At 61.2% G+C, this 21,635-nt stretch carries 16 protein-coding genes; 10 read left to right on the forward strand and 6 right to left on the reverse strand.

Translation table 11 applies throughout. The features are described 5' to 3' along the window. The first annotated feature begins 318 nt into the window (after positions 1–318). From BLR69_RS05865 to BLR69_RS05890, 6 genes are all read left to right on the forward strand, one after another. Complete coding sequence (locus BLR69_RS05865) at positions 319–1,851, forward strand: sugar ABC transporter ATP-binding protein (protein WP_071495646.1); 1,533 nt, start codon at positions 319–321, stop codon at positions 1,849–1,851. Then, positions 1,844–2,821: an ABC transporter permease subunit gene (locus BLR69_RS05870; protein WP_071495645.1), complete on the forward strand. Its 978-nt coding sequence runs from the start codon at positions 1,844–1,846 to the stop codon at positions 2,819–2,821. The genes BLR69_RS05865 and BLR69_RS05870 overlap by 8 nt, the downstream gene beginning before the upstream one ends. 34 nt (positions 2,822–2,855) lie before the next feature. Further along, positions 2,856–3,788, forward strand: a complete 933-nt coding sequence (locus tag BLR69_RS05875; RefSeq protein WP_071495644.1) for an ABC transporter substrate-binding protein — start codon at positions 2,856–2,858, stop codon at positions 3,786–3,788. Positions 3,789–3,809: 21 nt separating this feature from the next. Then, the gene (locus BLR69_RS05880) at positions 3,810–4,811 is read left to right on the forward strand and encodes a LacI family DNA-binding transcriptional regulator (RefSeq protein ID WP_071495643.1); all 1,002 of its coding nucleotides are present in this window, start codon (positions 3,810–3,812) and stop codon (positions 4,809–4,811) included. A gap of 7 nt (positions 4,812–4,818) precedes the next feature. Then, positions 4,819–6,279, forward strand: coding sequence for a xylulokinase (gene xylB, locus BLR69_RS05885; protein ID WP_071495642.1), 1,461 nt, complete (start codon positions 4,819–4,821; stop codon positions 6,277–6,279). Positions 6,280–6,423: 144 nt separating this feature from the next. Beyond that, positions 6,424–8,391: a dermonecrotic toxin domain-containing protein gene (locus BLR69_RS05890; protein WP_071495641.1), complete on the forward strand. Its 1,968-nt coding sequence runs from the start codon at positions 6,424–6,426 to the stop codon at positions 8,389–8,391. A 1-nt stretch (position 8,392) separates the two neighbouring features. On the opposite strand, the gene BLR69_RS05895 is transcribed toward BLR69_RS05890, so the two are convergent. Continuing rightward, positions 8,393–8,836 (reverse strand): Lrp/AsnC family transcriptional regulator, encoded by a 444-nt coding sequence (locus BLR69_RS05895; RefSeq protein ID WP_071495640.1) that lies wholly within the window; start codon positions 8,834–8,836, stop codon positions 8,393–8,395. A gap of 109 nt (positions 8,837–8,945) precedes the next feature. On the opposite strand from BLR69_RS05895, the gene BLR69_RS05900 reads away from it, so the two are divergent. Next, on the forward strand, positions 8,946–9,848 hold the full coding sequence (locus tag BLR69_RS05900; protein WP_071495639.1) for a DMT family transporter: 903 nt from the start codon (positions 8,946–8,948) through the stop codon (positions 9,846–9,848). Here BLR69_RS05900 and BLR69_RS05905 read toward each other — a convergent pair. The 3 genes from BLR69_RS05905 to fabF form a co-directional block, all read right to left on the reverse strand. After that, entirely contained in the window at positions 9,826–11,805 is a 1,980-nt protein-coding gene (locus BLR69_RS05905) for a peptidase U32 family protein (protein ID WP_071495638.1), read from the reverse strand. The genes BLR69_RS05900 and BLR69_RS05905 overlap by 23 nt on opposite strands. Positions 11,806–11,875: 70 nt before the next feature. Further along, positions 11,876–12,256 (reverse strand): RidA family protein, encoded by a 381-nt coding sequence (locus tag BLR69_RS05910; protein WP_071495637.1) that lies wholly within the window; start codon positions 12,254–12,256, stop codon positions 11,876–11,878. 65 nt (positions 12,257–12,321) lie between these two features. Beyond that, positions 12,322–13,590, reverse strand: coding sequence for a beta-ketoacyl-ACP synthase II (gene fabF, locus BLR69_RS05915; protein WP_071495636.1), 1,269 nt, complete (start codon positions 13,588–13,590; stop codon positions 12,322–12,324). Positions 13,591–13,697: 107 nt separating this feature from the next. Here fabF and BLR69_RS05920 point away from each other — a divergent pair, with 107 nt between their 5' ends. Together BLR69_RS05920 and BLR69_RS31310 are read left to right on the forward strand one after the other, a co-directional pair. Continuing rightward, positions 13,698–14,186 carry a winged helix-turn-helix transcriptional regulator gene (locus tag BLR69_RS05920; protein WP_071495635.1) on the forward strand — a complete coding sequence of 163 codons (489 nt, stop codon included), beginning with the start codon at positions 13,698–13,700 and terminating at the stop codon, positions 14,184–14,186. Positions 14,187–14,300: 114 nt separating this feature from the next. Beyond that, positions 14,301–15,656, forward strand: a complete 1,356-nt coding sequence (locus tag BLR69_RS31310) for a methyl-accepting chemotaxis protein (RefSeq protein WP_071495634.1) — start codon at positions 14,301–14,303, stop codon at positions 15,654–15,656. A 124-nt stretch (positions 15,657–15,780) separates the two neighbouring features. Here BLR69_RS31310 and BLR69_RS05930 read toward each other — a convergent pair whose 3' ends face one another. Beyond that, a complete protein-coding gene (locus BLR69_RS05930) occupies positions 15,781–17,103 on the reverse strand; it encodes an OprD family porin (RefSeq protein ID WP_071495633.1) in 1,323 nt (440 codons plus the stop codon). A gap of 494 nt (positions 17,104–17,597) precedes the next feature. Here BLR69_RS05930 and BLR69_RS05935 point away from each other — a divergent pair, with 494 nt between their 5' ends. After that, positions 17,598–20,594, forward strand: a complete 2,997-nt coding sequence (locus tag BLR69_RS05935; RefSeq protein ID WP_071495632.1) for a type III effector HrpK domain-containing protein — start codon at positions 17,598–17,600, stop codon at positions 20,592–20,594. A 44-nt stretch (positions 20,595–20,638) separates the two neighbouring features. Here the strand turns inward: BLR69_RS05935 and BLR69_RS05940 are convergent, their stop codons facing one another. Then, on the reverse strand, positions 20,639–21,508 hold the full coding sequence (locus BLR69_RS05940; RefSeq protein ID WP_071495631.1) for an isocitrate lyase/PEP mutase family protein: 870 nt from the start codon (positions 21,506–21,508) through the stop codon (positions 20,639–20,641). Positions 21,509–21,635 lie beyond the last annotated feature (127 nt).

Genomic DNA, 21,635 nt, shown 5'->3' on the forward strand with positions numbered 1-21,635 from the left:
TGGCGTTCCGTGACGTTCAGGCCCGCCATCATCGAACGACAATGGCGCAGAGCATGCTCACAGAAGATCGCTGGGGGGCGACGAGGAGGAGATGAGGTCATTGGACAATAGCAGAGATTGTGGCGTTTTGATGGCGGGCTACCAGCTATCCCACTTCAAATGAATATCATCGGGTCCAATTAGCTGCTTTTCGGATTAACGACTGATGAAACGTTTCATCTATCGATAAATGAGCAGCGCAAGCGCTTGCGTAAAGAAATGTTTCTACATTAGAGTCGGCCCACTGACGACAAAAATAATAAAACCAGGAGCTCATCCATGAGCCTTGAACCCTTGCTCGAAATGCAGGGCATCAGCAAAACCTTCAACGGTTTGCGCGTGCTCAAGAATGTCGGCCTGAAGGTCTACCCCGGCGAAATCCACGCCTTGATGGGGGAGAACGGCGCCGGCAAATCGACGCTGATGAAGATCCTCTCCGGCGCCTACCAGGCCGACCCCGGCGGTGAAATCCGCATTGCCGGCCAGCCCGTCCCCACATTCGACCCCGCCACCGCCAAAGCCCTCGGCATCGCCGTGATCTACCAGGAACTGAGCCTGTGCCCCAACCTGAGCGTGGCCGAGAACATCTACCTGGGCCGTGAACTGCGGCGTGGCTGGACCATTGACCGCAATGGCATGCAGGCCGGTTGCAGCGAAGTGCTGCAACGCCTGGGCGCCGAGTTCACCCCGGCCACACGGGTCAGCAGCCTGTCGATTGCCGAGCGCCAATTGGTGGAAATCGCCCGCGCCTTGCATGCCCACGCCAAGATCCTGGTGATGGACGAACCGACCACGCCGCTGTCCTCCCGTGAGACCGACCGCCTGTTTGCGCTGATCAAACAACTGCGCAGCCAGGGCCTGGCGATCATCTATATCAGCCACCGCATGGCCGAGATCTACGAGCTGTCGGACCGCGTCTCGGTGCTGCGCGACGGCCAGTACATCGGCGAACTGACCCGCGAGGCGCTGTCGGCCGAAGTGCTGGTGAAGATGATGGTGGGTCGCGACCTGTCAGGGTTCTACAAGAAGGAACACGCCGCCTATAACCCCGGCAACGTGGTGATGCGCGTGCGCGACATGGCCGATGGCAAGCGCGTGCGCTCGTGCAGTTTCGACCTGCATGCCGGTGAAGTGCTGGGCATCGCCGGCCTGGTCGGGGCAGGGCGCACCGAACTGGCGCGGCTGATCTTCGGCGCCGACCCACGCACCTCGGGAACCCTGGAGGTGGTCGGCAAGACCGTCACCCAACTGCGCACCCCGGCGGATGCGATCCGTGCCGGTGTCGTCTACCTTACCGAAGACCGCAAGGCCCAGGGCCTGTTCCTGGACATGAGCGTGGCGGACAACATCAATGTCTGCGCCTGCGTGCCGGATGCCCATGCCGGCGGGGTACTCGATCGCGCCCATGCCGCGCAGCGCGCCACGCAGGCGATCAAGTCACTGTCGATTCGCGTGGCCTCGGGCAAGGTCAATGTCGGTGCGTTGTCCGGTGGCAACCAACAGAAGGTGCTTTTGGCACGGCTGCTGGAGGTCAAGCCCCATGTGTTGATCCTCGACGAACCCACCCGTGGCGTCGACATCGGCTCCAAGTCCGAGATCTACCGCATCATCAACCAATTGGCCCAGGCAGGGGTCGGCATCGTGGTGATCTCCAGCGAGCTGCCGGAAATCATCGGCACTTGCGACCGCGTGCTGATCATGCGTGAAGGCCAGTTGGTCGCAGAAGTCGGCGGCGCCTCCGGCGACGCTATTTCCCAGGAACGTATTATTGACCTCGCCACCGGTGGCGATCAGGTGGTGGCCCATGGCTGAATTGAATATCGCAACAACCGGTAAGGCACAGCGCGCGCGCGAGCTGATGCGCACGGTCGGCATGTTGCCGGTGCTGATCCTGCTGCTGGTGGGCTTTGCCCTGGCCAGCGAGAACTTCCTGACGGTACAGAACCTGTCGATCATCACCCAGCAGGCGTCGGTGAACGTGGTGCTGGCGGCGGGCATGACCTTTGTGATCCTCACGGCGGGCATCGACCTGTCGGTGGGCGCGATCCTCGCGGCGTCGGCGGTGGTCGCGTTGCAAGCGTCGATGTCGCCGCAGTTCGGCATGTTCGGGATTGCCGCCGGTATCGGCTTTGGCCTGTTGCTGGGCCTGGTCAACGGCGGGCTGATCGCCTTTATGCGCCTGCCGCCGTTTATCGTCACCCTCGGTGCACTCACAGCCATGCGCGGTCTGGCGCGCCTGTTGGCGGACGACAAGACCGTGTTCAACCCGGACCTGCCGTTTGCCTTTATCGGCAACGACTCGATCCTCGGTGTGCCCTGGCTGGTGGTGATCGCCGTGGCAGTGGTGGCGTTGTCGTGGTTCATCCTGCGCCGCACCGTGATGGGCGTGCAGATCTACTCGGTGGGTGGCAACCCGGAAGCTGCGCGGTTGTCGGGGATCAAGGTGTGGAAGGTGCTGCTGTTCGTCTACGCCATGTCCGGCGCGTTGGCCGGGCTGGGCGCGGTGATGAGCGCGTCGCGCCTGTTCGCCGCCAATGGCCTGCAACTGGGGCAATCCTACGAGCTGGATGCGATTGCCGCGGTGATCCTCGGCGGCACCAGCTTTACCGGTGGTGTCGGCACCATCGGCGGCACGCTGATCGGCGCGCTGATCATTGCGGTCCTCACCAACGGCCTGGTGCTGCTGGGCGTCTCGGACATCTGGCAGTACATCATCAAGGGCATCGTGATCATCGGCGCGGTAGCGCTGGATCGTTATCGCCAGTCCGGTGCACGGACCTGAATTCACTCCCACAACAATCACAAGAGAGACCCGCATGAACCTCAAACGTATCTTTCCGGTCATTGCCTTGGCTGCCCTGATGTCCCAAGCCGTCGAAGCCCGTGAGTTGAAGGCCCTCGGCATCAGCATGGGCTCGCTGGGCAACCCGTATTTCGTGACCCTGGCCGATGGCGCTACCGCCCGCGCCAAGGAGCTGAACCCCAACGTCAAGGTCACCTCGGTGTCGGCCGACTATGACCTGAGCAAGCAGTTCTCGCAGATCGATAACTTCATCTCGTCCAAGGTCGACCTGATCCTGATCAACGCCGTCGACCCGTCCGCCATGGCCTCGGCGATCAAGAAAGCCCGCGACGCTGGCATCGTCGTGGTGGCGGTGGATGTGGACGCCAAGGGCGTCAACGCCACGGTGCAGACCGACAACGTCGAAGCCGGCAAGCTGGCCTGCCAGTATCTGGTGGACAAGCTCTCCGGCAAGGGCAACGTGATCATCCAGAACGGCCCGCAGGTCACCGCCGTGACCGACCGGGTCAAAGGCTGCAAGGCCGCACTGGCCGGCGCACCGGAGATCAAGGTGCTGTCCGATGACCAGGACGGCAAAGGCTCCCGCGAAGGCGGCCTGAACGTGATGCAGGGTTACCTCACGCGCTTCCCGAAAATCGACGGCCTGTTCGCGATCAATGACCCGCAAGCCATCGGCAGCGACCTGGCGGCCAAGCAGCTCAAGCGCAGCGGCATCATCATCACTTCGGTGGACGGTGCGCCGGATATCGAGAACGCGCTGAAGACCGACACGCAGATCCAGGCATCGGCCAGCCAGGACCCATGGGCCATGGCGCAGACCGCCGTCAACGTGGGCAACGACATTCTCAATGACAAAGCCCCGGCCGAAGCGGTTACCCTGCTCACGCCAAAACTGATCACCCGTGACAACGTCGCAACGTACAGCGGTTGGTCGAGCAAACATTGATTCATTGAGAGGAACAGCGCCGTGGTCACCATGGATGACGTGGCAAGCAGGGCGGGGGTGTCGACGTCGACGGTGTCCCATGTGTTGAACGGCACCCGCAAGGTCAGCCCGGCAACGGTGCACGCGGTGCAGCAAGCGATCCAGGCGTTGGGCTACATCCCCAACACCCTGGCGCGTTCGCTGGCACGGTCAAGCACCAGCACGATTGGCGTGGCGATTTCGGCGCTGTCCAACCATTACTTCAGCGAAACCGTGCACGCCATTGAAAACGAGTGCGCCAAGCACGGCTACATGATGCTGTTTGTCGACACCCATGACGACCCGGAGCAGGAGCTACGGGTGGTCACGGCGCTGCATCATCGACGGGTCGACGGCATAGTGCTGGCGCCCTCCAACGGTTCCAAGGCCCTGGAGTACCTACGGGACAACCAGATCCCGGCGGTGTTGGTGGACCGCATGATGAGCGAGCAATTCGACCAGGTCGGGGTGGAGAACACGCAGTCCACCCAAGCCTTGGTTACGCACTTGATTGAACACGGGCACCGGCGCATCGGCTTTATCGCCGGGCGTGAGGGGTTCAGCACCACCGATGAGCGGGTTGCCGGATATCGCGCGGCGCTGCACGGCGCGGGGCTGGCGTTCGATCCGCAGTTGCTGGTCAACGGCGGCTCCAATACCGCTCCGGCGCGCCAGGCGACCGTGCAGTTGCTGGGCCTGGCGGCGCCACCCACGGCGATCATGGCCGGCAATAACCTGATGACCCTCGGCGCGATGCAGGCCCTGCGTGAGGCGCAGATCGACGTACCGGCGCAGATGGCCCTGGTGGGTTTTGATGATTTTGACTGGGCGGATTTTTTCGTGCCGCGCCTGACCCTGATCGCGCAGCCGGTCCAGGCACTGGGCACGCAGGCAGTGAACCTGTTGTTGCAGCGCATGGCGTCGCCCGACGCACCCGCCCACAGTGTGCGCCTGGCGCCGACTCTGCAATGGCGTAATTCATGTGGCTGTAATGGATTGGAATGACCCCCTTATGAGCAGTCCCGTTTCCCTCGGCATCGACCTCGGCACCTCGGAACTCAAGGCCATCCTCATGGACCTTGACGGTACGGTGCTGGCCCATGCCGGCGTGCGCTTGAGTGTGTCGCGGCGCCACAGCGGCTGGTCCGAGCAGGCGCCGGAAGATTGGTGGCAAGCGTGCCTGCAGGCGCTGGCCGAATTGCGCGGGCATCCTGGATTTGCCCGCGTGGCCTGTATCGGCCTGTCCGGGCAGATGCACGGCGCGGTGTTGCTGGGCACGGACAACCGCGTGTTGTACCCGGCGATCCTGTGGGACGACTCCCGTGCCATCGCCGAGGCCGAAGAGTTGGGTCCTGCGTTTGCCAACATCACTGGCAGCCTGCCCATGGCCGGGCTGACGGCGCCGAAACTGCTGTGGCTGCAACGCCATGAGCCCGAGGTGTTCAAGGCCATTGATTGCGTACTGTCGCCCAAGGATTACCTGCGTTTGCGCTTGAGTGGCGAGCGCATCAGCGAGATGTCCGATGCAGCGGGGACGTTGTGGCTGGATGTGGCGCAACGTGAGTGGTTCGCGCCGATGCTGCGGGCCACGGGACTCTCGCTGGAGCAGATGCCTCGGCTGGTGGAAGGTGGCACTGCGAGTGGCGTGCTGACGGCGCAAGGCCTGGGCTTGGCGCCCTCGGTGGTGATTGCCGGCGGCGGTGGTGACAACCCGGTGGCGGCCGTGGGGATCGGGGCGATCAATGCCGGCGATGGCTTCATCACCCTCGGCACCAGCGCTGCGATTGTCGCGATTACCGATCACGCTGCCGGTAATCCTGCGAGTGCCGTGCACAGCTTCTGCCATGCGCTGCCTGATCGCTGGTACACCATGGGCGCCATGCTCGCCGGCGCCAGTTGCCTGCGTTGGGTCACGCGGCTCACGGGCACGGCGGATGAGCAAACCTTGCTGGACCAGGTGCAGGCGCAACTGCCGATCGAACAGGCAGTGCCACTTAGTACGCCGTTGTTCCTACCGTACCTGGCCGGTGAACGCACGCCGCATAACGACCCGCTGCTGCGCGGTGGTTTCATGGGCCTGGGCCATGACTGTACACCGGCGATGCTCGGTTATGCGGTGATGGAAGGCGTGGGGTTCGGGCTGCGGGATGCGTTGCGCGCAGTGCAATCAGCGGGGGCCGACGTGGGTGCCTGCGCGTTGGTGGGCGGCGGGGCGCGCAGTGAATACTGGGCGCAATTGCTGGCCAATATCCTGCAACGGGACATCTTCACCTTGCACGGCAGCGAATTGAGCGCGTGTATCGGTGCGGCGAAGCTGGGCTTCTTGTCGATCGGGCAGGGGAATGGGTTATTGCAGGCGGGGATGCCGGTGAAGGCGAGGTATTTGCCGGACGCCATGCAGCAAGCGGTGTTAGGGATACGTTATCGACAGTTCCAGGGTTTGCTTGCAGCGGCGAAAATGCTGCGCGAGTAGGCGCCGTTTATCGCAATAACCAGTCACACGTCGAGTTGGAACAAATTCCTACGGAGCGGCCACGCAGGAGATTACAAGCCACGCGGTCAAATCACTGCGCGGCCTGGAAAAGGCCCCTTCGTAGATACTGGAATATTCGCTGATATGACAACCCTGCAAAGCGCTTCGATCTCCGCTTCAACCCCCCCCTATTCGACAACGCCAACGAGTGAAAAAACGAGATGGGAGCCGGAGTCTTCCGACTACACGCTGAAGACCACAGAGGACAAGTTCAGAGACGCCAAGGCGAGAGACATAAAGAGCGGTACGCTCAATGTTGAAACCGAGAAGTTGGTCGATGCCGTATTGATGCCCGGGAAAACCGGTTTGCCGAAAGTCCAGGTCAAGACGTTTGCGATAGACGGTATTCAGTCCAAGGACATGATTGTCATAGAGCGGGTACCTGTTGAGCCGAACCGGCCAAACATAGTGCTATTCATGCCGCAGCAAGCGGGCAACTCATTCATTCCGTTTGATAACAAAGAACAGATGAACAAGTGGCTCAAGGGGGTGGCTACAGACGCCGACCGATTGGAAACATTTACCGCTCACTTTACCGAAGGTGCAGGGCCGGCTCGTGCCCATCGGGTCAAGGACGTCATGAAGCAATATGGCAACGATGATATCAATGCCATCGTTGGACCTTACGCGCATGTACAGGGGAATATCTTTGAGCGGATGGACAGAGAAATAAATAGTCCTCCGGCACCGGTGAATGGTTTGACTCAAATTGAACAAGTCAAAGAAACGGAAACAGGCCGGACATTGTATTCAGGGCTGCGCCCCGACGGAGAAAAAGTACTGTTTGAGTACGATGCTTACGGCAACCTCTTGGGAGCGGGCAATAAAGGGAACTACTACTTTCTCCAGAACGGTATCAACAGCAGTCGCCCGCTCACGCCAATGACTCAAAAGGAATATGAGATCGCGTTGGAGCGTGAAATCAGCAAGAACGTCGGCGCTGATGATTTACGAGGCTTGTTTGAATCGATTCTGACCCATCTTGAGCATCCTTTTGAGGGCATCGGTGAAGCGTTGAATGCCTTGGGTATCAGCAAATCGGCGGCCGATACCGTGGAACGGTATCTGGACAATCCCTTTAGCGCACTTTTACTCGATTTGAATAAAAACAATCAGATCGGCAAGGTATTTGGCCTGGACAAAGCGACCATGGACGGTGTCTTGAACGGTGCAGGAGATTTCGCACAAGGATTTGTGCCGTTTTACGGACAGGCCCGAATGTTGGGTGGTCTTTTGGCCAAGGCCATCAGAAATGAGCCGTTGAGCGATCAGGAAACACGTGACCTGGCGGATGCGTTAGCCCTGAAACCTGACAGTCCGGCACGGAAAAACATGACGCCGCACACGTCCGAGAAACACCCTGCACCGACTCAATCACAGATTGAGGAAAAACCAGCAGGCGAAAAAACGGTATCGTCAATGCCGGAAAATGAATATGTGGTGCAAATGGGCGGCCCCATGAATGACCTCAATGTGATGGGCGGAGAGGTTCATACGTATACGGATACTTATAAACAAGGAACCCGCCTGAATATCGTCGCACACGGGGTAGAACGCGGCTTTTTCGACAAGACGCTGGGAAGACCTTCCAAGGCCGTCATTGACGGAAAAGAATACACCGCGGCTGAGTTCGTCAAATACCTGAAAGCTAAAGGCGTCGATCCGGCAGACCCAAAATTTGACAGCGTTCGATTATTGATCTGTTACTCAGCTGATGGCGGAGAAAGTTCTTTCGGCCGCGAATTTCAGAAGGCGGTGGGCAAACCGGTAAAGGCCTTTGAAGGGACAGTGACTGTCAATTATGGATCCACCAACTTGGACCAGATCCGCCAAAAACTGATTCAGCAAATTAAACAATCATTCCCCGACTTGTCCGATCAGGATGTCGAAACCATCGCGACTGGAAAAATGCAGGGCCTCTTCACGCAAAAGGTTCAACGCGTGGAAAAAGCTGACGGCTCCTACATTCAAATCAGTATGACTAGTCAAAATGGAGTGCCAAAAGTCGTACTGCAGCGGATTTCTTATAAACCGGTCGTCTTCACTCGATGACTCAAGGACCGGACAGCGGTGGCAACCGTCGCTTGACGGGGGTTTTCTTGACGATGGCGGTGTTGGTCTCGGCATAGGCGTTAATCCGATCCAACAGGCTGTCCAGATGATCCATGGTGCGCACATGCAATCGCGCAATGAAGCAATCATCCCCGGTCACCTTGTCACACTCGGTGAACTCGGGAATCGCCTGGATCTGCCGCTCCACCTCATGCAGTTTGCCGGGCAAGGGGCGGATGCGCACGATGGCCTGCAGCAGGTAGCCGAAGTGCCTGGGGTCGATGTCGACGGTGTAGTGGGTCAGCACGCCGCGTTCTTCGAGACGGCGCAGGCGTTCACCGACGCTCGGCGAAGACAAGCCGGTAATCCCCGCCAGGGCTTTAAGCGACAGGCGCGAGTCGTCCATCAAAGCGGCGATCAGTTGCTGGTCGATGGTGTCAATCATGGTTTCCGCCTAATAAGTAAAGGCAAGCCAGGCATATTGCCTATTTTAGTCGCTGGAGCCGTTACCAGGCAGATTGCCATAATTGAGCCTCACTTGAGGAGCCTCAATCATGGATACATCCATCCGTCGCGGGTCGTGGGAAATGGTCGCCGCCATGCTGATCTCGGGCACCATTGGCTGGTTTGTCCTGGTCTCCGGCGTGTCGGTGATCGAAGTGGTGTTCTGGCGCTGTGTGATCGGCGGGCTGACGCTGTTGCTGGTGTGCGCGCTGCTCGGTTATCTGCGCCTGGACCTGATCAGCTGGGCCAAGCTCAGCCTGGCGATGCTCAGTGGCGTGGCGATTGTCGGCAACTGGTTGCTGCTGTTCGAATCCTATTCCCGCGCGTCGATTGCCATCAGCACGGCGGTGTACAACGTGCAGCCGTTCATGCTGGTGATACTGGCGGCCGTGTTTCTGGGCGAGAAAATCACTGTGCAGAAACTCGCCTGGCTGAGCGTGGCATTCCTGGGCATGTTGGCGATTGTCAGCGCTCATGGTGAACAACCAACTGGCGACGATTACCTGACCGGCATCGTCTTGGCACTGGGCGCGGCGTTGCTGTACGCGATTGCCGCGCTGATCATCAAACGCTTGAAAGCAGTGCCGCCCCATTTGATGGCGTTGATCCAGGTAACCACCGGCGCGTTGCTACTGGCGCCGCTGGTGCCTTGGAACAGCTTGCCGGCTACGACCAGCGCGTGGGGCGCACTGGTGACACTCGGCGTGGTGCACACCGGCGTGATGTATGTGTTGTTGTACGGCGCGATCCAGAAACTGCCGACAGCCCTGACCGGCGCACTGTCGTTTATCTACCCGATTGCGGCGATCTTCGTCGATTGGATCGCCTTCGGGCATCGCCTGGGCTGGCTGCAATGGCTGGGTGTGGCTGCGATTCTAGTGGCGGCTGCGGGGTTGCAGCGGGGCTGGTGGTGGCCCCGCGTGCAAAGGGTCAGTGCGTGCCCTGGAAAATAATGTTTTCCGGGTTGAAGTGCTCCACCGCACTGCCCGGCTGTGGCAAGCCAAGGATATGCCCCTTGATCTTGCCCACCACGTGCATCTCGCAGGGTTTGCAGTCGAACTTCAGGGTCAGCACTTCATCGCCATGGATCAATTGCATCGGCGCCACCTTGGTCTTCACGCCCGTCACCCCCTTGGCCTGTTTAGGGCAGAGGTTGAACGAGAAGCGCAGGCAGTGCTTGGTGATCATCACCGGTACTTCGCCGGTTTCTTCGTGGGCTTCGAAGGCGGCGTCGATCAGCTTCACCCCATGGCGGTGGTAGAAGTCGCGGGCTTTCTGGTTGTAGACGTTGGCGAGGAACGACAGGTGCGCGTCCGGGTACACCGGCGGTGGCGTTGTTTCCGCCTTGCGGCCACCCCTTGGGTGCGCAGCCACGCGCGCGGCGGTCAGCGCTTCGATCACTTCACGGCGCAAGGCCTTGAGCTGCGAGTTAGGGATGAAGAACGCTTGCGGTGCATCCAGCTGGATGTCGGTCGCGTGGTATTCGGTGGTGCCCAGTTGGCCGAGCAGGTCGCGCAGGGTGTCCAGCGCCTGTTCCGGTTTGTTGGCCACGCCGAACGGGCCGGGCAGGGTGACGCTGGCGCTGATACCTTCTTCGCTGGTGGCGGTGACTTCCAGCTGTGCTTCGCGCAGACGTGCGGCCCAGGTCAGGCCGATACGGCGCTCGGATGAGGTCTTGAGCAGCGCCTGTTGCCAGTTGTGGTCGAGGTTGCGGTTCAACGGGTGATTCGGGCGCAGCTGATGCAGGCCGGCCGGCATTTCATTCGGCTCGACGCGGTAGCGGTAGCGCTTCTCACCGTCTTCCTCGAACTCGCCTTTAGGCTCGGCGATGTTGGCGCGGAAACCCACCACTTCGCGCTTGACCAGCACATTCAGGCCGTCGCCATTGGACAGCGGCTCATGGGTGACCACTTGCAGGTCACGCTTGCCGGCTTTTTCCACCACACCCACCGGCAGGCCGGTGAAGGTCGGGGTGTCGAAGGCGCCGATGTCGACCTTGCGGTCAGTGACGAAATAGTCGGTGCTGCCCCGGTGGAAGGTCTTTTCCGGGTCGGGCAGGAAGAAATGCGCGGTACGGCCGCTGGACGCGCGCGCCAGGTCCGGGCGGTCTTCAAGCACGTCATCCAGGCGCTGGCGGTAATAGGCAGTGATGTTCTTCACATAACCCATGTCCTTGTAGCGGCCTTCGATCTTGAACGAACGCACGCCGGCTTCAACCAGTGCGCGGATGTTGGCGCTCTGGTTGTTGTCTTTCATCGACAGCAGGTGCTTTTCAAAGGCCACGACGCGGCCCTGATCGTCTTTGAGCGTATACGGCAGGCGACAGGCCTGGGAGCAGTCGCCACGGTTGGCGCTGCGGCCGTTCTGCGCGTGGGAGATGTTGCACTGCCCGGAGAACGCCACGCACAGGGCGCCGTGGATGAAGAACTCGATGGCGGCATCGGTTTCGTCGGCAATGGCGCGGATCTCTTGCAGGTTCAGCTCACGGGCCAATACCAACTGTGAGAAACCGGCCTGGTCGAGAAACTTGGCACGGCCCAGGGTACGGATATCGGTCTGGGTGCTGGCGTGCAGCTCGATGGGCGGAATATCCAGCTCCATCACGCCCAGGTCTTGCACGATCAACGCATCGACGCCGGCGTCGTAGAGCTGATGGATCAGCTTGCGCGCCGGTTCCAGTTCGTTGTCATGCAGGATGGTGTTGATCGTGGTGAACACGCGGGCGTGGTAACGGCGGGCGAATTCCACCAGTTGCGCGATATCGCTCACGTCGTTACAGGCGTTATGGCGCGCGCCGAAGCTCGGGCCGCCGATGTACACGGCGTCGGCGCCATGCAGGATCGCCTCGCGCGCGATGGCGACATCGCGGGCAGGGCTGAGCAATTCAAGGTGGTGCTTGGGCAAGGACATAGTTTTTTTAGTCAGGCTTGTCACGGTTGAGGCGCGCATTGTAGCTGTGAAATGCCTGACCGGCACCCACTCAGGCCTGAGCGGCCATGGCCGTGACTTCTACGCGCATGCCGTCTACCGCCAGCGCGGCCACGCCAACCGCTGCACGTACGGGCCAGGGCTTGGCAAAGAAGCGTTTGTAGACTGCGTTGAAGGCGGCGCGATCGGCCATGTCCGTCAGATAAATGGTCAGGTGCATCACCCGGTCCATGGAGCTGCCGGCCTTTTCCAGGGCGACTTTCAGGGCTTGCAGGGTGCATTCGCTTTGCAGGGTGATGTCGCCCAGTTCCAGACTGCCATCGGCACGGGTCGGGATCTGGGTGGACACCAGGATGCCGTTGAAGCCGATCACATCCGAAGAAATCGAGTCGGCATCGGGGTCCGGGGTGTAGTGCAGGTCGTGGTTGGCCATGGGCGCCTCGCGTTGGCAGGTTCAGAAAGGCGCCCATGGTCCCCGAAAATGACGGCAGGGGCAAACTACGCCCAGCGGCGGAACAGCACGCTGGCATTCACGCCGCCAAACCCGAAGCCATTGGACAGTGCATAGTCAATCGGCATCGGCCGGGCAGCACCGCGCAACAGGTCGAGGCCCTCGGCAAGGGCGTCGGGGTGTTGCAGATTGAGGGTGACCGGGGCGATCTGGTCGCGCAGGGCAAGCACGGTGAAGATCGCCTCGATACCGCCCGCCGCCCCCAGCAGATGACCGGTGGCGGATTTGGTCGAGCTGATCGCCGGGCTGCCGTTCGCACCGAATAACGTCCTGATCGCGGCCAATTCGCCTTTATCACCCACCGGCGTCGACGTGGCGTGGGCATTCAAGTACTGCACCTGGTCTGCGCCGATCCCGGCCTGACGCAAGGCCTGCTGCATCGCTCGGCGTGCGCCGTCGCCGTCTTCCGGGCCGGCGGTCATGTGATAGGCATCGGCACTGGTGCCGTAGCCGACCAGTTCGGCAATCGGCTGCGCACCTCGGGCCAGGGCGTGCTCCAGCTCCTCGATGACCAGGATGCCAGCGCCTTCGCCCATGACGAAGCCGTCCCGCGCCTGGTCGAAGGGCCGTGAAGCCTGCTCCGGGCTGTCATTGAAGTCACTGGACAACGCCCGCGCCGCAGCAAACCCGGCAAGGCTGACGCGATGGATCGCCGCTTCAGCACCGCCGCACACCGCCACATCCACTTCACCGGCGCGGATCATGCGCGCCGCATCACCGATGGCCTGCACACCCGCTGCGCAGGCCGTCACCGGTGCACCCAGCGGGCCTTTCAACCCGTAGTTGATCGACACATGCCCGGCGGCCATGTTGCTCAGGAAGGAGGGGATGGTGAACGGCGACAACCGCCGTGGGCCTTTGCTGTCGGTGGTGCGCACCGCGTCGGCAATCGCCGGGAAGCCGCCGACACCCGAGGCGATGATGGTCGCGGTGCGCTCCTGCGCTTCAGGCGTGTTCGGCGCCCAGCCGGCCTGCTTCAAGGCTTCGTCCGCCGCCGCCAGGGCGAACAGGATGAAGCGGTCCATCTTGCGCTGTTCCTTGGCTGCCAGCAGGCGGTCGGGATCAAATCCGGCTTCAGGGTCCTCGAGTACGGTCTGCACCTGGCCACCGATGCTGACGGCCAAATCACCGATCAACGTTTGCGGCAGGCGACGAATACCCGATTGCCCGGCCAACAGGCGTCGCCAGGTAGATTCCACGTCAGCGCCCAACGGCGTCAGTGCGCCCATACCTGTTACAACGATGCGTTTACTCATGATCAATCGACTCCAGTTGCGGTGAAGGAACAGACCTTATGGACGTCACTATCATCATGAAAGTAACATGGCATCACGCACATTGGCACTGACCCACAGGAATCCCCATGCAACGCAAGTCCCTCATCAGCGACGAATGCCCCATCGCCCGCAGCCTTGAGCGGGTAGGGGAGTGGTGGAGCATCCTGATCATGCGCGACGCGTTGCAGGGCTTGCGTCGGTTCGATGAGTTCTCGCGCAGCCTGGGCATCGCGCCGAATATGCTCACGCGTCGCCTGAGTGCCTTGGTGGAGGCGGGGATGCTGGAGCGCCGCGCCTACAGCGAACGACCGCCGCGCTACGAATATGTGCCGACGGCCAAGGGCGAGGATTTCCGCATGGTGTTGATGTCGCTGGTGGCCTGGGGCAATCGGCATTACGCCGAGGAGGGCACCAGTGTCGAGTTGGTAGAGCGTGAAACGGGCAGGCCGGTGCAGCCCATGTTGGCCAGCGCGGATGGCCAAGTGGTGGGGTTTGACCAGTGCACGTTGCAGCCCGGTCCGGCGGCCAGTACGGGCATGCGCGAACGTCTTGCGTGGCTCGATGCAAAACCTTGATCGCGCAAGTATTTGACGCCAGAAAATAATCCCCTCAAGGCCCGTAAAGTCACGTATTCCGCAGCCGATAGCTCATCAAGACACAGGGTTTTTCCGCACGGCTGAGGGCACGTCATGTTCAATAAATCACTCAAAACAGAACTGGCGGCCAGGACGGCCGAAGTCACCGAGTACAAAGGACTGATCAGTGCACTGGAGCGCTCCATGGCCGTGGTCGAATTCGACCTGAACGGCAAAGTGCTGCGGGCCAATGACAATTTCCTCAAGACCCTGGGCTACAGCGCCAGTCAACTGGCCGGCAAGTCCCATCGCGACTTTTGCCCGCCAGCGCTGACCAGCAGCCCGGCCTACAGCCAGTTCTGGAGTGATTTGAAAGCCGGCAAGTTTGTCTCCGGCACGTTCAAGCGCGTGGATGCCAACGGCCGGACCCTTTGGTTGGAAGCCAGCTACAACCCAGTGCTGGACGAGCGCGGCCAGGTGCTGAAAGTGGTCAAGTACGCGCTGGACGTCACCGCCCAGGTGGAGCAGGACGCGGCCACCCGCAGCAAGTTGACGGCCGTGGACCGTGCGATGGCCGTTATCGAATTCGATCTGAGTGGCCAGGTGCTGGACGCCAACGCGAATTTCCTCAACGTGATGGGCTACACCCTCGCGGGAATCAAAGGCAAGCACCACCGGTTGTTTTGCGAGCCTGCGCTGGTCAGCAGCCATGAGTACGCCGATTTCTGGCGTCGCTTGAACAACGGTGAGTTCTTTACCGGGCAATTCAAGCGCCTGGGCAAGCACGGGCATGTGGTGTGGCTGGAGGCCAGTTACAACCCGGTGTATGACGGCGACGGCAAACTGATCAAGATCGCCAAGTTCGCCAGCGACATCACCGAGCGCGTGGAGAAATTCGAGGAAGACTCCCGTGGCGCCTCACGGGCCTACCATATTTCTTCCGAGACCGAGCGTTTTGCCGAACATGGCACCCAGGTGATCCAGGAGACCGCCACGGAAATGCGCCGCATCGCCGAGAATATCGGCGCCTCTGCGCGGCTGGTGGGGCAACTGGGCGACCGTTCCGAACAGATCACCGCCATCGTCAACACCATTCGCGGTATTGCCGACCAGACCAACCTGTTGGCGCTCAACGCAGCCATCGAGGCGGCGCGCGCCGGGGACCAGGGGCGTGGCTTCGCGGTGGTGGCCGATGAGGTGCGGCAACTGGCCGGACGCACCAGCCGCTCCACGGCGGAAATCGCCGAGATGATCGGCATGATCCTCTCGGAAACCCGCGACGCAGTGACCAGCATGAACGCGACCCAGGAAGGCGCGCAACGCGGCGTCAACCTGGCCGATCAGGCCGGTTCGGTGATCCTGCAGATTCGCACCAGCACCAGCGATGCGGTACAGGCGGTGAGCATGTTTGCCTCGAAACTGGATGAGTCGGAAGTCATACCCAAGACCGCCGTCGGCTGGGTAGGCTGACACGTCCCCCTGTAGGAGCGGGCTTGCCCGCGAAAAACGTCAACGATAACGCATACATCCTGAATGCATGCGGGGTCCTCAAGTTCTTCGCGAGCAAGCTCGCTCCTACAGGCGGGGCGGTTGTTTAGAGCAGGGTGAACGGATAGTCGACGATCAACCGCAGCTCGTTCAGGTCACCATCGCGCTGGTCGGCATTCGACGCCACGATTGCATCACGCACACGCAACGACAGATTCTTCGCCGGACCGCTCTGGATCACGTACTTGGCTTCCAGGTCGGTCTCGTGGTGCGCGCCATCCGCACCGTAGTTGCCGACATAGGCGCTATGGGCCGGCGTGTGGGTGCCATCGATATCCGAGCCGTTGATATAGCGGCCCATGAAACTCAACCCCGGCACGCCATAACTGGCCATGTTCAGGTCATAGCGGATACCCCAGGACTGCTCGCCCGGGCCGTTGAAGTCGTTCCATTGCACCGAGTTGGCCAGGTACACCGAATCGCCACCTTCGCCGGCGCCGTTGTTGCCGGTGCCGATGTAGTCGAACGGCGTGTCGCCATGCACCTTCTGGAACGACAGGGTCAGGGTGTGCGCCTGCAGGAACGAATACGCCGCCGCCACCGAGTAGGTGGTGTTGTTGATCGCCCCGGCCTTGGCGCTGCCGGTGTCGAGGGTGCGGTACAGGTTGCCGTCCAGCGCCAGGGACTGGTCATGCGCCAACGGGATCACGTAGTTGAGGTTGGTGTAGTACTGGCGCCAGATGTCTTCAAGCTCACCGGCATACAGCGTGGCGCTCAGGGACGGGCTGAAGCTGTACTTGCCGCCGACAAAGCTTGCGCTGTTGGCGGCAATGTTGGCGTAGGTGGCGTAGATATCGTGGTCATGGTTGCTGGTCATGCCACTGTTGGTGCTGGTGAAATGCCCGGCTTCCAGGTCCAGGCCGGCGATTTCGCTGCTGGTCAGGTCAAACCCGGTGGCCGTCTGTGGCAACAGGCGCGTGCCACCGGTGGCGAAGACCGGGGCCGTGGGTTGCATGTCGCCGAATTTGAGTTGGGTCTTGGAGACTTTGATCTTCACTGCGGCGCCGACTGAGCCGTAGGCGTCTTCAGGATCGCCATGGCGGTCGGTCGGCAGGTTGCCGGTGCCGGCGTCCGCGTGGGTGGCGTCGAGTTTCAGCCCGCCGTAGGCATAGGCATCCACGCCGAAGCCGAGGGTGCCCTGGGTGAAACCCGAGGCGTAGTTGAGCATCGCGCCCTGGGTCCAGTCGATGTTATCGGCCCGGCCGCCTTCACGGTTGCGATTCATGTAGTAGTTGCGCAACAAGCCGGTGACGCTGCTGCCCTCGACAAATCCCTTGGCATCCGCCTGGTCGGTGACCGACTCGGCAAAGGCCATCTGGCTGATACCGGCACACACCGCCAGTGCCAATAGGCTCGACTGTTTAATCATGTTGTGACTTCCCCGGAATAATGAACGCGCGCACAGAAACACCGCACTGATTGAATGGCGCATAACGTTGTTTGGGCAGATGTTTGCAGGTGAGCTGTTACGGTTTTTTATTGTGTTCGGCGTGGTTGCCGAGGTTGATTCCAGGCACAGTCTGCGCGGCCGGCAGCGGGCCAAGGGATGAAACTCAATTAATTAAACTTCACGCTGTTTAATTTCTTTCGGGTGTACGTTGAACCTGTCTTAGCCGCTCTGCTTCGACAACATCCTTTGGTTGCCGCCGCAGATTCTGCGGCGGATTTTTTCACAACATTTCACAAGCTGGGTTTCATCCCTTCGGCATCGGTGCATCAGTGGCTTGCAAGGCGCGCGGCGTCGACCCGACAGGTCGGCCTGTCATCTTTCAGTAACCCTCAAGGTCTTTGCTCTCCTGACTGGTCCGACATGATCGCCCCTGACGATCATGCCCCGGCCTCCCGTCTTCAAGGAGCACACGCATGTCAGCACCGGTCAGCAATGCACCCGCGATCAAGACTGTCACGAATAACGATTCCAGCGCCGAATGGGGTAACGCGGTCGATCGGGCCAAGGCCAAGGACGCCGGTATCGAATGGCAGCGCCCCAAGGATGACCACCGCTCGGCCCAAGACATCATCGACGATAGCCCGCTGCTGAAGAACCTCGGCAACCAGAGCGGAGTGAAGGACAAGTTGCGCGAACGTGTCGGTGATTTTGAACACGATGCGGACGCGGCTTATCGCGCCAACCAGGTGCTGGGCCACGTCGAGCGCTTCGATGAAAACGGTTCGCGCCTGGCTGGCAACACGATCGACAATGGTCGCGTGGACGGTTTCACCAAGGGCGGCGATGCCAGGCACGGCACCGAGGCCGGGCGCCTGCAAGACTTCGGCAAGTATGGCTGGGAGAACCTCAAGGGCGAGCTGCCGCACGCGGACACGGTGGGCCTGGACGATAAGCGCCGTGAGGCGGCGGACAAGGCTGGCATCGTCTGGGAACTGCCCGAGGGTGACAGGCGCTCGGCCCAGGACATCAATGACAATCCGCTGCTGAAAAACCTTGGCAACCAGAGTGGGGTGAAGGATGCATTGAAGGAGCAGGTCGGCGATTTCGACAAGGACCCCAACGCGGCCTTCCGTGCCAGCCAGGTGCTCGACCGGGTGGTGGGTTTTGACGAGAAAGGTAACGCGCTGACCGGCAAGGACGTGGCCAACAGCAGTGTCGACGGCTTTACCAAGAGCGGCGAAGCGCGCCATGGCACCGAAGCGGGGCGCTTGCAGGATTTCGGCAAATACGGTTTCGAGGCGCTGGCGAAGCCCCCGGCCAATGACCAGGTCGGTAGCTACAAGGACTTTCTCAAGATCCACCCGGAGGCCGACGCAGGTTCCAGGCAGATCGCCCAATACGGTGCAATCCTGGATGCCAGGTTCGATTCGATCCGTGGCAAGACCGGCGGCGATGGCGCTGTCACCGAACAGAACATCAAGGACTACCTCAAGCAAAACCCGCAACTGAGCAAGGAAGAGAAAGAGGCGCTCAACTTCTTCGCCCAGCCTGGCGCCTTCCGCAAGCTCGACACCGCTGGCAACAGTATTGGTGATAAGCCCGACGGCAAGGTCAGTCGCGACGACGTGCAGGCCTGGCTGAAGACATCCGCACCCACCGATGCCCGGAGTCTTGCCAGCCTGATCACCGACGTGGCCACCGGCAACGTCACGGGCAAGGTCGACACCCGCAAGCTGGACAAGGACATCTTCGAGCATCCGGAAAAGTACACGGCCGAGCAGAAGGCCGCGGTGCTGCTGGAACTGCAAGAGGCGCAGAAACTGGTGGTCGACGGCGCCAACGCCGGGGTCTGGAACAGCGACTATGGCAAGGTTTCCATCGCCAACCGCTCGGGCGCGATCTGGGAGCCGCAAAAGCTGCTGCAAGACATCAACGACCACATGGCCATCTTGCAGGGCGACAAGCCAACTGCCGAGTACATCAAGAACGCCGGCGACCAGGCGGTGAAGACACTGTTTGAAGAGAATCCCGGCCTGAAGGACGCCGTCACCAAGACCTATGAGGACCAAGTCAAGTCCGGCAAGGCCCTGGACGCCGCGTGGGACGCCAACACCAAGGACGGCAAGACCGACCAGCACGCAGCACTGGCGGGTTTTTATGCCACCGCCACCAGCCTGCAGTCGATTCTGGGTATCGACGATGCCAAGGCGATCCAGGGCGCGGTCGCCAAATCCACGCATAACGAAGACTTCAAGACCTTCTACAAGGATCAGCTGGCCAGTGGCGACCGCCTGCGTGAGTTGCTCAAGCACAACACGCCCGAGCAGGCCGCCTCGGAGTTCAGCCTGGAAGTAGCGCTTTATAACGCCGCGCTCGATCCGGCCTTCACGGCCCAGCATGACCAACAGCTCAACGAGAATTTCTCCAGCATCGCCCAGGAGAACCTGTTCAAGGGCGCCAGCTTCGACGACATCAAGACGGCTTTCGGCAAGGACGGCGGCGCCGAGCTGGATGAAGACAAGGTCCGCACGTTGATCGACCAGATGCGCCAGGAAAGTCCCGAGCTGCTGCTGAACCAGGACGGCACCGTGGCCACCACCGACCAGGTCCTGGCGGGTTTCCGTGGCAACTGGGACCTACTCCGCCAGGGCACCAAGGCCCTGGACAAAATGGGCAAGTTGTCGGACTTCGACCCCAATGGCGGCGCCAAGGGCGCCTACGGCAGCGGTGTGCTGCATGGTGTAAGCGGCCTGTTCCTGGCGGGTGTCACCATTGCACGCGGGGCGCAGAGCGGTGGAAAGCTGACCACGCGCAACATCGTCGACATCACCACCGGCTCCGTGCAGACCACCACCGTACTGATCGAGGGCGGCACCAAGGGCTACCAGGAACACCTCGCCAAGTCGATCAAGAACGGTGAGCAGACCCTCAAGGATATGAAGGACGGCAAGGTCATGCTCGACCTGCTCGATGAGGTCAAGGACAACGTCAAGGACGGCAAGCATGCCAAGGTCGTGGCGAAGAACTTCGAGGAAGCCGCCAAAGGTATCGGCGGCCTGGCCGGCATCGTCGCCGGGGCGTATGGCATTTTTGATGGCGTCAACGCGTTGCGCCGGGGCGACAAGCTGACTGGAGGCTTTGGCATCACCGCAGGCTCGCTGGGTGTGCTGGCCGGCAGCGCCTCGGCCGCGGAGGGCGGCCTGGGCTTACTCGGGGCGAACTTGCCGCGCTTTCTCCCGGGCCTGGCGGCCACGGCGGGCGTGCTGGGCTTCCTGGCGGCTGGCGTGGCGGTACTGGCGGCTATCGTGCCTGGGCTGGTCAAGGAAGGGCAGGCGCAGGTCAAGTCGGACAAGTTCGGCGAGATATTGGGGGATTCAATCGAGCGTTATGGCATCGATGGGGTCAAGGACGGGACCATTGCGGATATTCCCACCAAGGATTGGCCAGGCGGGGAGCAGTGGACGTCGTGAAAACAGGAGGAGGGGGGGAAGCCCCCCTCGCTCCGACGTTGTCTTCACTCTTTAACATCCATGAACTCTTCCGCCCACGCCACGTAGCTTTCCGGCAGCGTGTAGGTATGCGTCAGCTCGGTGGCGCTGAGGTTATCAGTGCTGTGGGTCAACTGGCGTTGGGCACGCAGGCTGTCATACGTCGCCTTGATCGCGGCGAAGTAAGCCCCGTGACCGGCAACCACTATGCGCACGCCAAGGCTGGCCAGACGCTGGGCATCATTCAGTTTGGGGTTGCCGTAGGTCACCAGCATCAGTGGCACCGTCAGGTTTTCCGCGATCTTCTCCAGGTGCTCGAAATCGGCCACACCGACCATGCAAATCCCGTCGGCGCCGGCCTTCTGGTAGGCCTGGGTGCGTTCGATAACGGCTTCGGTCGGCAACACGCCGGCATTGGTCCGGGCAATGATCGACAACTCCGGATCGACACGTGCTTCCAGCGCCGCGCGGACCTTGCCGATGCCTTCTTCAATGGAGATCAGGTCGGTGGACTTGCGCCCGAACTGCGCCGGCAGCAACGTGTCTTCAATGGTCAACGCGGCCACACCGGCACGCTCAAGCTCTTCGACGGTGCGCATCACGTTCAGGGCGTTACCGTAGCCGTGGTCGGCGTCGGCGATGAACGGCAACTGGGCAACGCGGCCGATGCGGGTGGCTTGCTCAACGAACTCACTCAGGGTGATCAACGCAAAATCGGGTGCGGCCAATACCTGCAACGAGGCGACGGAGCCACCGAGGATGCCGACTTCAAAACCCAGGTCAGCGGCGATACGCGCCGACATCGGGTCAAAGACGGAAGCGGTTTCAACGCAGGTTGGGGTGGCGAGCAATTCACGGAAGTTGCGGCGCAGGGCTGAGTGAGAAATCTTTGGCATGGGCTTTCCTGGTTCTGGTCATCGTCTTGTGACGATCAATGTCTATTCGTGGTGGGGCCAGATTAACATGCGGGCGAGGGGGAGATGATGACGTTTCAGCATTAGGGCAGGGGCTGGTGCATGGAGC

The sequence above is a fragment of the Pseudomonas azotoformans genome, assembly GCF_900103345.1.
Classification (GTDB): Bacteria; Pseudomonadota; Gammaproteobacteria; order Pseudomonadales; family Pseudomonadaceae; genus Aquipseudomonas; species Aquipseudomonas azotoformans.

Bases quoted from the DNA above. Each gene is read 5' to 3' on its own strand.
- BLR69_RS05865 (WP_071495646.1), top strand. From the start codon at position 319: ATGAGCCTTGAACCCTTGCTCGAAATGCAGGGCATCAGCAAAACCTTC.
- BLR69_RS05870 (WP_071495645.1), top strand. From the start codon at position 1,844: ATGGCTGAATTGAATATCGCAACAACCGGTAAGGCACAGCGCGCGCGC.
- BLR69_RS05875 (WP_071495644.1), top strand. From the start codon at position 2,856: ATGAACCTCAAACGTATCTTTCCGGTCATTGCCTTGGCTGCCCTGATG.
- xylB (WP_071495642.1), top strand. From the start codon at position 4,819: ATGAGCAGTCCCGTTTCCCTCGGCATCGACCTCGGCACCTCGGAACTC.
- BLR69_RS05890 (WP_071495641.1), top strand. From the start codon at position 6,424: ATGACAACCCTGCAAAGCGCTTCGATCTCCGCTTCAACCCCCCCCTAT.
- BLR69_RS05895 (WP_071495640.1), bottom strand. From the start codon at position 8,836: ATGATTGACACCATCGACCAGCAACTGATCGCCGCTTTGATGGACGAC.
- BLR69_RS05900 (WP_071495639.1), top strand. From the start codon at position 8,946: ATGGATACATCCATCCGTCGCGGGTCGTGGGAAATGGTCGCCGCCATG.
- BLR69_RS05905 (WP_071495638.1), bottom strand. From the start codon at position 11,805: ATGTCCTTGCCCAAGCACCACCTTGAATTGCTCAGCCCTGCCCGCGAT.
- BLR69_RS05910 (WP_071495637.1), bottom strand. From the start codon at position 12,256: ATGGCCAACCACGACCTGCACTACACCCCGGACCCCGATGCCGACTCG.
- fabF (WP_071495636.1), bottom strand. From the start codon at position 13,590: ATGAGTAAACGCATCGTTGTAACAGGTATGGGCGCACTGACGCCGTTG.
- BLR69_RS05920 (WP_071495635.1), top strand. From the start codon at position 13,698: ATGCAACGCAAGTCCCTCATCAGCGACGAATGCCCCATCGCCCGCAGC.
- BLR69_RS31310 (WP_071495634.1), top strand. From the start codon at position 14,301: ATGTTCAATAAATCACTCAAAACAGAACTGGCGGCCAGGACGGCCGAA.
- BLR69_RS05930 (WP_071495633.1), bottom strand. From the start codon at position 17,103: ATGATTAAACAGTCGAGCCTATTGGCACTGGCGGTGTGTGCCGGTATC.
- BLR69_RS05935 (WP_071495632.1), top strand. From the start codon at position 17,598: ATGTCAGCACCGGTCAGCAATGCACCCGCGATCAAGACTGTCACGAAT.
- BLR69_RS05940 (WP_071495631.1), bottom strand. From the start codon at position 21,508: ATGCCAAAGATTTCTCACTCAGCCCTGCGCCGCAACTTCCGTGAATTG.